The organism is Citrobacter sp. RHBSTW-01013 (genome assembly GCF_013781985.1).
Classification (GTDB): domain Bacteria; phylum Pseudomonadota; class Gammaproteobacteria; order Enterobacterales; family Enterobacteriaceae; genus Citrobacter; species Citrobacter braakii.
Window position 1 is genome coordinate 4,315,199 of sequence record NZ_CP056185.1, and the last position, 11,339, is coordinate 4,326,537.

Here is an 11,339-nt window from a genome sequence, read left to right on the forward strand (position 1 = left end):
ACTCGTATAGGCATTAAGCCGGTTTTGTTAGCCCAAAAAATTCACGGGCAGTCAACTCATCACGCGCAATCTGCGCTTTTAGTTCATCCAGCGAGGCAAATCGCTGTTCGCTGCGTATTTTTTTACGCAGTACTACATCTATATGGCGACCATACAGGTCCATTACAACGTCCAATAGATGCACTTCCAACTGTTGGCGTACGCCTGCTACCGTCGGGCGTGTGCCGATGTTGGCGACGCCGGGGAAAGGTTTGTCACCCAGCCCCATTACTTCAACCGCATAAACCCCTTTCACCGGAGAAACCTGGCGACGAAGCGGTAAGTTTGCCGTCGGAAAACCGATAGTGCGCCCTAACTCGTCACCGTGAACTACGCGTCCTGAGATAGTAAAAGGATGCCCAAGCAGGCTTTCAGCCAGTTGCAGGTTATCTTCCGCCAGCGCCTGACGTACCGCGGTGCTGCTGATGCGCACACCGCCTTCACAGAAGGTTTGGGTGCTGGTGATATCAAAACCATACTCAGCGCCCGCTTCCTGTAATAACAAGAAATCGCCCGCACGGCTAGCGCCAAAGCGGAAATCATCACCAACGGCAAGAAATTGTACACCAAGGCGCTTCACCAGCAGATCGCTGATAAAGGTCTGCGCCGTTAATGCCGCGAAGCGCCTGTCAAAACGCACGCACAGCACGTAATCAACGCCGCACTCCGCCAGATAACGCAGTTTTTCCCGCAGGCGGGTGAGGCGCGCAGGTGACTTGTCCGTCGCAAACAGCTCCAGCGGCTGCGGCTCGAAAATCATCACCATCACCGGTAAATTGCGTTTGCGCCCTTCTTCCCGTAAGCCCTGCAGCAACGCACGATGGCCACGGTGCACGCCGTCGAAATTACCAATAGTCAGCACACACCCATGCGGGGCCTGACTGAGATTATGTATGCCTCGTATCAGCTTCATGTCTGGCTCAAAACAGTGAAAATCGTGAAAGTATACCCTGTACCGCGTTCAACGTTAACCGGCGATTGTTTCTACGAAACAGAAAGAGGATGGTTTTCATCGTTATGAAACAAATTGACGCCCTTCACGGGCGCACCAATGCAATTTTTCTCGTGGAAAGGCTGTATTCACGCCCCGCAAGCTGGTAGAATCCTGCGCCATCACTACGCAACGAGTGCTGCAATTTAAACGGCGCTTATTTGCACAAATCCATTGACAAAAGAAGGCTAAAAGGGCATATTCCTCGGCCTTTGAATTGTCCATATAGAACACATTTGGGAGTTGGACCTTGGCTAATATCAAATCAGCTAAGAAGCGCGCCGTTCAGTCTGAAAAGGCCCGCAAGCACAACGCTAGCCGTCGCTCTATGATGCGTACTTTCATCAAGAAAGTATACGCAGCTATCGAAGCTGGCGACAAAGCTACTGCACTGAAAGCATTTAACGAAATGCAACCGATCGTGGACCGTCAGGCTGCTAAAGGTCTGATCCACAAAAACAAAGCTGCACGTCATAAAGCAAACCTGACTGCACAGATCAACAAACTGGCTTAATCGCCTGCTTGTTGTCGCTTTGTGAAAAAACCCGCGCAAGCGGGTTTTTTTATGCCCGTCGTTTGCAGTCGGATTCGACAGCAACCGTCATTCACTAGGCATTGAGCTGATAATCTCTGTCTGGCCGAAGGTGGATAACCGCACCAAGAGGTATCGGGAGATGCGTGAAAACGGCTGGCCACGGAACAGAATTCCGGTATTTATCCGCGAAGGTGGTCAGTACCGGAATTTATTAAAGCAGTAGAATCCTTCCGGCTGTAGGCAACCACCGCAGCCGGAAGCATTACGACGATCAGGCTGATTGCAGCTTAAATAATGCCGAGTAGTCCGCATTGCAAATACGCTGCACCGCTGGATGCTGGATCATTCTTTCCGCAAATATGGCGTGATACTCCTCCATCACATTCTCTACGCGTCCAATTTCAACAATTGAATCATCGGCATAGAAATTGTGGGAATAAAGCGTAGGCGCAACAAAAATAGCGTTATGCGTTGCGCCGAACGCTTTCATCAGCGCGGCATCATCAAACTCGCCAAGGATTTCAACGTTCAGCCCTTGTGAATTAATCCAGTTCAGCAGCTTACGCCCGAGCATCGAACGGCGCCCTGGGATCAGCAATCGACGCTCTTCGAGGCAGGCCGGAAATGGTTTCTCAGGCAATGGCTGGGTGCACCAAAAGCTCACGCTGCATTCGCCAATCCGCACTGAGAACAACCCTTCCTGCTGCGTAGAATCGATCGGGCAGTCGGAGATAATCATATCCAGTTTATGCTGGCTGAGCTGATCCAGCAGCATCTCGTGCGTTGATTCAAAACAACGCAGATGGATTTGTTCATCTTCAACGACTGCAGCATTCAGCACGCTGCTGACCAGCTGTTTGGACAACGCATCCGCCACGCCGACATCGAACAGTAAATTCGACTCTTTGCGATAGTTCACGATATCCAGCATTTCCTGGCTTAACGTGAACATCTTATCCGCATAACGAAAAACCAATTCGCCTAATTCGCTGGGCTCCAGTCCACGCCCCTTCCGCTTGAACAACTTTCCCTGTAAGCGTTCCTCAAGCGCTTTAATCTGCCCGGTAATGGTCTGCGGTGTCAGATAAAGCGCCTCTGCTGCACCAACCACCGATCCTTCTTTATATACATGCCAAAAGTAGTACAGGTGGTTGTAGTTTATATGAGACATACACTCTCCCTGAAAATTGTCACGAAAGGGTTATCCCGTCAGGCTGCTGCGTTCAACCGGGTGCGTAACCAGCAGTAACCTATTACCGCCGACAGCAAAGAACCGATCAGGATCCCCAGTTTCGCCCAGTTAATCAGCTCAGGATCGACGGTCCCAAACGCCAGGCTGGCGATGAAAATCGACATCGTAAAGCCAATGCCGCACAGAATGCCGACTGCCATAATTTGCTGGAAATTCGTTCCCTCCGGCAATTGCGCCATCCTGAAGCGTAACGCCAGCCAGCAAAAGAGGCTGATACCCAGTGGTTTCCCGATTAACAGGCCAGCAATGATCCCCAGCGGTAACACCGAGGTCAGTCCATCAATGGTGACGCCCTGCAGTGAGACACCCGCGTTAGCGAAGGCAAACAACGGTAGGATCAGGTATGCCACCCACGGGTGCAGAACATGCTCCAGACGCTTCGCCGGTGAACGCCCGTGTTTTTCCTTCAACGGAATGAAGAAACCGACGATCACACCCGCCAGAGTTGCATGCACGCCAGACTTCAGTACGGCCGTCCACAGCACTACGCCAACCAGAATATAAATACCGGTACGTCTTACACCGCACAGATTCAATGCTGCCAGGACAAGGATCGCGCACGCGGCAACGCCCAGCGACAGCAGCGAGAGATCGCTGGTGTAGAACAACGCGATGATCACAATAGCGCCGAGGTCATCGATTATCGCCAGCGCCATCAGGAAGATTTTCAACGCCAGTGGGACACGGCTGCCCAACAGCGCCAGCACGCCTAATGCAAAAGCGATATCTGTTGCCGCCGGGATCGCCCAACCCTCACGGGTGATAGGGTCAGCATAGTTGAATGCCAGATACAGCAGCGCCGGGACAATCATGCCCCCGATAGCGGCAATGATCGGAAACGCCGCCTGGCGCAGACTGGCCAGCGAACCTTGCATTAACTCGCGCTTCACTTCCAAACCGATCAACAGGAAGAACACCGCCATCAACGCGTCATTGATCCACAGCAGCATATTTTTGTTGATCTCAAGCGCGCCAACCCGCAGTTGAACGGGCGTTTCCAGAAAGGCGTGGTACCATCCACTGGTAACCCCGATATTTGCCATCAGCATAGCAACCACGGCAGCGATGATCAGAATGATGCCCCCCGAGGCGTCACTACTAAAAAAACGATGCAGATGTTTCACTTTTATTCTCTCTATTGGGTGAATACTTCGTAAATACTATCTTACACCTTCAGAAAGCTCGTTAAAATTAGATTATTCATGATGAATAGATCGGTTTTTACGAACAAAAAAGCCCGAACAGATGTCGGGCATAGAGCGCAAAACACTGAGACCTAATCAGGCATACAGTCCCATTTTATAAACGCGGAAACTGGTGATGTCATAGCGATAGCCTACGCCATTCACTTCCTCGTTTTTATAGTAACCAGAGGTCATTGTCGCCTCAAAAAGCACCGACTTGGTTACCGGTTCAATTTCTTGCAGAAGCAAATTCCCCAATGCTTCATTTCCTTCCTGCGGGTCAATAATATCGCTATCCCCCGGCTGGCAAGAGATAGCTCGGCCATTTTCGTCAAATGTGCAATCGCCGAAATGCACAACGATGTTGCCATTCTGCAACACCTCTTTGGCGCTTACACAACTACTATAACCGCGAGCTCCCAACTCCTTACCGTATTCAAAAGGGCGCATTACCGTCATTGCGTTCAAATCAACGATAAAGTGTACAACCCGGCTGTAATTATCTGGTGGAAGCAGGCTTTTACTATCAACACGAGAGCGATAGTTACCATTGTCGAATACCATAAATTCGACCATTCCTGGTTCGTCATTAGCCACTTCAGTCACATTGTGTTGTCCCCACGACCAAAAATCACGGTTTGCCGCATCCACATCATCCTGATTGCTGAAGTCATAAAGAGGGACACCATCACTGTCGACCGGAGTCAGAAGGTAAGGCTTATACTCCTCGCTCCAATCTTCATGCGTGGACATAATAAACTGCAGCGATTCAGTCTCGAGGCTGATGCCAAAAACAGCGCTCTGATGACGCCCTGAAGCGATCAGCAAACTATTCGTTTCATTAACATAGCTTTGGTTGATATGCAGCCAGTCCTGAGCGGTCGGATCTTCACCAGGTGCCGTCCCCGTTGGTCTCGCTGTACGTGAGGTATCAAGAATAGCGGCCATGTCGTAATAGGCAATTTCCAGCCCGGTAGATAAATCCACAACTGAGACGCCATCTTCATTAGTCTTCAGTGAATCTGGTCTGCCCGAGGTATATTCGGAAGGCGCGACGATGGTATTACTGTCCCATTGCCAAATTGAGTGGTGGAATTGGTTATCCAGAATATAAAAAGTATACAGCCGTCCCATCATGTCGAACTCATACATCTCAAGGCAGGTGTTTTTAGCTTCTGATGTAGCCAAGAAATGACCGTTATCAATGCGCACCAAATTGAATGACGGGAAGTCCTGTGTCACGTACCAACGCACCACACCATCCTGATCCAGAGCATAGTTATAGCGGTCGAAATGCGTAATGAAATAGCAGCCCGGCACAATCAGGTCGGCGTCAGTCACTGGTTGAGTCACATTGATAACAGGAAACCCTAACTGCACATCTGCAGAATCCGTTGCAGGTAAAGGTTGGGTTGCTATCGTATAAGTGGCGATAACGACTTCATCAACCAAAATAGCCAGTTGGTTATCGACATCTGCCACTAGGCCAAGTACAGGCAGCAGATTCGCCCCCACATTCAACGTAAAATCTTGCACGACTTGTATCGCGCTTTGCGCCAGATCCTGAATTTTCAGCGTTACAGTACGTTCTTCAGCACTCCAAACACCGGCATATGCACTTAAAGGGGCTGTACCATAAGGGTTTAGAACAATGACCGCATTTTCCAACGTATTCTCATCAGTGATCCGAGCCAGACAATCTTGATAAACAGCTGTATGACTGAGAACCATCTCATTATTGCTGTCAATCTCCTGATTAACAGCGGGACGAGGTGTAGGCAACTTAATATCGGGGGAAATAATCTTTTTCATTATGCGTGTCCAATTTATTCATTTCATCGTTCCACAGCGGAACAACAAAATAAATACACTGGGGATGTATCAATCAGGCAATCAAAAAGTATCAATTAATATCAATAAAAACATTCCGTTATCGCATTATATTTTTATTATATTCAAATTTTAAATAATTCAGTACGACCGTAACATTGGCAGGAGACAGGCGGCTAAGCTGAAAGAAAAACGGATGCGTATGCAAAAACTGAATAAATTTAGTGCTGCCCGTTAAGGTAGCGTAGCGTAGCATACTCGTTTTTTTATTTCCTGTGAGGTTACATACGGCTTTAGAGTAACCGCGTGTTGAGAAGGCTCGCCAGACATTATTACGTATTCCGCCACTAAGGAACACTCGATAAGGAAAGTCTTTATCCGGAGGTGAAACCCCCATTTCTCTTACAAATGATATATGACAACGACCTTGCCGCACAGATTGCAGATTAGCCATCATACATCCTCCTAATATAAAACACTCATGATCGATGTCGTGCTGAACATTGAGGGAGTGCTCATCCGTAAGCTCTTTGACCAGCTCAAAATGCCGGTACGCGGGAAGAACCGGTTTTACCAACATCCCGGGATCGTTTTTGTAAAGCGTGGCGGGACCATAGTCGATATCAAATAGGGTATTTCGCCGCATCGTCATGAGTTCTTTGCGTTGGACAAGATGCGCTAACGTCCCAGGCGGCAGACGTTCCTCGTATTCAGAAATGTACTGATATTCGTTTTCGACAGGCTGCGTGGAATAATTAGTTGTCACAGCGATAACCCTGCCACTGCTCTCTTCTGCCGTAACCAGAGCATACAAACTGTTGTCGCCGCCATTAAATTTAACCCGAAAAGCGCACGTACTCATCGCCAGATCAAACGCAGGAAAAACGAACTCTCGTTCAGCCTCATTTACCTTGCGGGATAATTTTTGTAGCGCACGGTTTAGACCCGTGCTGTCTAATGAAAGTGTCGCTCTAATATCAGACAACGAAGCGCCTTCCTGGATAAGTCTGGCAAGGTTTTCCTGACGGATATCTGCCTTATGTTCTCCTGGGGAAACGAACGTTTTGTGGCACTCAAGGCAGTATAGTCGCGCCTCTCTTTGAGCGGAAAATCCATATTTTTTCAGTGATGAACTACCGCAGCCAGGACAAGCTTTAATCAATCCCTTCCAGGCCTGGTTTGCCGACTGACGGAAGAGATTGAGCGAGTACTCAGAAATGATGGGGAACAAAAATCCACATTCTCTACACAGAATCTCCTTCCCTTGGGTTAAATAATCCGGACTATTTAATATACCCATATTTTTACAAGTAGGTGTTTTACAGGCATCAACATTGATTCGAGAAAACATATTCACTCCCTGCGAATATTACTATCACACAAATATTGTTTTTATCTCTGCTGGCGAAATATTATTTTCATAGAGCGTTTTCATCGCCCCCATCGCTAGTGCAGTATGGGAAAAAAACAACTGATAACCAGCACATAAAAAGTTCTGATTCGATACTCCTGAGACTGAGGGGAGAAATCGGTGTTTAGGACATCCCCCATTGCAAGCAAACCGCCACTGACAGGAGTAACATTCTTGCGCCATGGTACGGCTTTTATCATTGCCGAATTGCCGATTTTGCTCACTATTGTTCATCGCACGCACCGTTGTATGCTGAATATTCCCTAGTTTGTACTGCGGATAGACAAAGTGATCGCAGTTATAAACATCACCATTCATTTCCATTGCGAATGCACTGCCGCACGTTGGAGAAAACACGCACACATGCGGAGGTAATCCGCACCAGGCAGCCAGCGTCTGCTCAAATATCTGTATGCCAATATTACCAATATCCTCACGGATCCAGATATCAAAAATAGCATTGAGAAAATGGCCGAATTCAAGTGAGTCAACGGACCACGGCATCATTTTCGTTTGTTTATCACAGGGTGCAGCCAACTCGGCATCGCTGTTGTCACTACGCCTCTCCACTAATGGAATAAACTGCATATACTGGCTACCAATGCTTTTCAGATATTGGTAAACCTGCAGTGGATGAGACATATTAGTGTGGTTAACCACCGTCAGCGTATTAAACTCAACGCCGTGACGTACCAGGCGTTTAATGGCCTGCTCCACTTTCTCATGTGTCGGTTTACCCGAACGAGTAACACGCCATTCATCATGTAGCGCGGCGTCACCGTCAACAGAAATCCCCACCAGAAAATCATTCTTCTTGAAAAACTCAGCCCATTCTTCGTCGATCAAAACGCCATTAGTCTGAAAGGTATTTACTATGGTTCTCCCCTCAGCGTAACGCTGCTGAAGTTCAATCGCCCGCTGGTAAAACGCGCGCCCCATCAGAGTCGGTTCTCCACCTTGCCATGCAAAAATGACGTCATCCACATCCTGTGCGGCAATGTGTTGCTTGATGAATAATTCAAGCATTTCATCTGACATTTTGAAATTTGCTTTTCTGTCTGGATAGAGCTTCTCTTTTTCCAGGTAAAAACAGTATTTGCAGTCCAGATTGCATACTGATCCTGTCGGCTTAACCATTACCTGACAACTTTTCCTTTGCATCACGGAGGTCCATAAATAAAAGAACCCGGCTCAGCATAAAAATACTGAGCCAGGCGGGCATAGCCCTAAGTGGCATACTCTATTTTTTTGTTGTTATCCGATTAACCCCAGGTTACTGGCGTCGGTTTTTCACCTCGGGCTTTCATTAAGGAATCGTTATCAATATCCTTTTTGTACTTCAGGAACTTACCGTACAGCTGTTTTTCGATATCAGGCTGCTTGCCAATCTGATTAAGGGTTTCAAAACGATCTTTTTTCAGGTTGTAGAGGTATTTAGGTTTATTTTCGCGATTGATGATCATTTTCCAGTCACCATCGCGAATAGCCCACTCATCCGTTGGATCATCCTGGAATGGCATATCAATACCAAAAATGAGTGGCTTCTGACGCGCTAACGTTTTCTGTTCCAGTAATGGCACCAGAGACTGCCCATCGTAGGTACGATCTGTTGGCAGTTTAAAATCCATCATATTTGCCAGCGTCGGCATCCAGTCGAGACCATAAACCGGCGTATCCGTTACCATCCCCTGCGGAATATGTTTACCATACTTGATGATTGCCGGAACACGGATGCCGCCTTCCCACAAATTGTCTTTACGACCGCGAAGCCCATCCGTTTCGCCCGCCAGGTTCAGTTCATACACTTTACGAGCCTCGCGTGTGACCGGTCCGTTATCGCTGGTAAAAATGACAATGGTGTTATCTTCTTCACCCATTGCCTTAATCTTGTCCATTACTTTACCGACCTGGGCATCCATATAGCTGATATTGGCGTAATATTCTCCCGTGCCGCGCCACGGTTTATCAGCCCAATCTCCGTAGAACAGATCCGGATGCTGTTTCTGGTAGTCGCTCATGTTTTGTGAATACATATCGAGATACTTTTTCGGCGATGCCAGTGGGCTATGAACTTCTGTGAAGGCGACGTATAAGAAAAACGGCTTATCATCTTTCTTATTGTCCAACCAGTTCACGACTTCAGAGCTTACTAATTCTCCACTGAAGGTCTCCGCTCTACCAATCGGCTTGCCGTTACGCACAAAACCGGTTGGATGTACCATGCCATGACGCGGGCGCTCTGTTGCGGTATCTAAAGTTGAGTCCGTTACGAACCCGGCAGCATTCACCAGGGTGTAATCGAATCCCATATCGTTCGCTTGCGGCTGATCGGTGCGATCTCCTCCGGCATTCAGGTGTAATTTGCCCATTATCGCCGTGTCGTAGCCCTGCTCTTTCAGCAGATTGGCAATCGTCAATTCATTGCGCCCTAATGCGACGTCTTTCCCTTCAGGGATCCATGAGCGTATCCCGGTACGAAACGGCATACGCCCCGTTAATAAACCAGCACGAGAAGGAGAACACAGCGGCGCAGGTGCATAGTAGTCGGTAAATTTCACCCCTTCCTGCGCCAGCTTGTCGATATTAGGTGTTTGGACGATTTGATGGCCATAAGTCGCGAGATCGCCATAGCCTAAATCGTCAGCAAGAATGATGACTAAGTTAGGACGTTTATCCGTAGCAGCCTGCGCGGTTGACGATACGCTTCCGGCACATAAGGCCAGTCCGATCATACTGGCAACAACAGTTCTTTTCATTTCAACTCCTTTGAATTATCACATCACCAATTACGCAATAAACTTGCCAAAAGGCTTAATATTTTCGGTTGATTTCTGGCACTCACTATTACATCAGCATGCAATAAAGAGTGATTGAAAAAAAATAAAGAAACAAATACATTCGCAGACGCTATATTAATAATTAAAGTATCATTTTTATTTATATAAACTTACCAGAAAATTCTATTAAAAAACTGCACAATAACAAGTGACGAAGATCCCAAACACCTCCCTCACCCTCTCTATATCTCGTTAATGTCAGCATATGTTGTTTTCTCGGCACTAAGTTGCTAATAGCGAATAAGTCATACAAAAAGAATATCAAAAGCATCGATAAAAAATATTCGCGTTACTCCGGTAACACGCCTTATATTCAAAAAAACATAAAGTTAGCATAAAAAAAACAACACCTCCCGACACTTTCTCAAATTAATATTCGAACACTGGTATTTTTGCGACACCTATCACTCACAAACAAAACATCAACCAATAGACTTCCTTTTTTTCAAAAGCATTACACTTTATTATTTTCTTTACCTCACGGAGCTGAGCATGAACAAAAAATACATTAATAGTCTACTTGGTGTATGCCTTATCTTAGCCTGTTTTAATGGTCATTCAGCTGAACTAAAACGCGTATATGGGAAAATTAGTCTCGGGTATGGTGACTGGAATAAAGGTTTCGTAAACGTCGATCGTGGTGAAGTGTGGAAAGCGGTGGCTGATTTTGGCGCCGTTTTCGACAGAGGTGAATTTGCTTCATTTTACGAAATGAACGTTCTCAACCATCCAGTCGAAGGACGGAACCACGTTACTCAGTTTCTCGGACATTATCGTCCGATAGAAGGTTCTGATTTTACGTTGATGACCAAACTCTATATGTCGATGGAGAACACGTTTGGTGATGAATTGAATATGATGTATGGGGTCGGCTACCTTGGTCTGGTAGAAAAATCATGGTTCATTAAACCCTATGTGGCTATACACAATTTATCCAACGACTATACGTCAAAAAAATACGGTCAGGCTACTGGCCTTAACGGATATGTACTTGGTTGGGTTGCGGCATATAATTTTGAAATGTTTAACGAAAAATTTGCTGTTTCCAACTGGAATGAAATTGAAATGGATCGTAATGATGCCTATGCAGAGCAACAAGGTGGACATACTGGTCTGAATGGCGCAGTGACTTTCACATGGAAATTTATACCTAGCTGGACTGCATCGGTATCCTATCGTTACTTTAATAATAAATTAGGTTATAAAGATTATGGTGACCGTATGAATTATATGATTGGCTTCGAGTTCTGATTACTATCA

General features: G+C 46.8%; 9 protein-coding genes and 1 pseudogene. 2 read left to right on the top strand and 8 right to left on the bottom strand.

Annotated features, from left to right (window positions below; all coding sequences use genetic code 11):
• Positions 1-13: 13 nt before the first annotated feature.
• Together ribF and HV350_RS26735 are read right to left on the bottom strand one after the other, a co-directional pair.
• The gene (gene ribF, locus HV350_RS20710) at positions 14-952 is read right to left on the bottom strand and encodes a bifunctional riboflavin kinase/FAD synthetase (RefSeq protein ID WP_016155656.1); all 939 of its coding nucleotides are present in this window, start codon (positions 950-952) and stop codon (positions 14-16) included.
• A 7-nt stretch (positions 953-959) separates the two neighbouring features.
• Positions 960-1,175: pseudogene (locus HV350_RS26735) on the bottom strand (DUF2575 domain-containing protein).
• Between the two features lie 105 nt (positions 1,176-1,280).
• Between HV350_RS26735 and rpsT the strand changes: the two are divergent.
• Complete coding sequence (gene rpsT, locus HV350_RS20715; RefSeq protein WP_003018940.1) at positions 1,281-1,544, top strand: 30S ribosomal protein S20; 264 nt, start codon at positions 1,281-1,283, stop codon at positions 1,542-1,544.
• 292 nt (positions 1,545-1,836) lie between these two features.
• Here rpsT and nhaR read toward each other — a convergent pair whose 3' ends face one another.
• The 6 genes from nhaR to HV350_RS20745 form a co-directional block, all read right to left on the bottom strand.
• Positions 1,837-2,736 (bottom strand): transcriptional activator NhaR, encoded by a 900-nt coding sequence (gene nhaR / locus HV350_RS20720; protein ID WP_016151636.1) that lies wholly within the window; start codon positions 2,734-2,736, stop codon positions 1,837-1,839.
• A gap of 38 nt (positions 2,737-2,774) precedes the next feature.
• Entirely contained in the window at positions 2,775-3,941 is a 1,167-nt protein-coding gene (nhaA, locus tag HV350_RS20725) for a Na+/H+ antiporter NhaA (protein ID WP_016151635.1), read from the bottom strand.
• A 156-nt stretch (positions 3,942-4,097) separates the two neighbouring features.
• The gene (locus HV350_RS20730) at positions 4,098-5,813 is read right to left on the bottom strand and encodes an aryl-sulfate sulfotransferase (protein WP_181629243.1); all 1,716 of its coding nucleotides are present in this window, start codon (positions 5,811-5,813) and stop codon (positions 4,098-4,100) included.
• Between the two features lie 118 nt (positions 5,814-5,931).
• Positions 5,932-7,182, bottom strand: coding sequence for a cytoplasmic protein (locus tag HV350_RS20735; protein WP_047414469.1), 1,251 nt, complete (start codon positions 7,180-7,182; stop codon positions 5,932-5,934).
• Positions 7,183-7,206: 24 nt separating this feature from the next.
• Positions 7,207-8,406 carry an anaerobic sulfatase maturase gene (locus HV350_RS20740; RefSeq protein WP_100250040.1) on the bottom strand — a complete coding sequence of 400 codons (1,200 nt, stop codon included), beginning with the start codon at positions 8,404-8,406 and terminating at the stop codon, positions 7,207-7,209.
• 98 nt (positions 8,407-8,504) lie between these two features.
• The gene (locus tag HV350_RS20745) at positions 8,505-9,998 is read right to left on the bottom strand and encodes a sulfatase-like hydrolase/transferase (protein WP_047414473.1); all 1,494 of its coding nucleotides are present in this window, start codon (positions 9,996-9,998) and stop codon (positions 8,505-8,507) included.
• Positions 9,999-10,571: 573 nt separating this feature from the next.
• Here HV350_RS20745 and HV350_RS20750 point away from each other — a divergent pair.
• Entirely contained in the window at positions 10,572-11,330 is a 759-nt protein-coding gene (locus HV350_RS20750; protein ID WP_181629244.1) for an outer membrane protein OmpK, read from the top strand.
• The last annotated feature ends 9 nt before the right edge of the window (positions 11,331-11,339 follow it).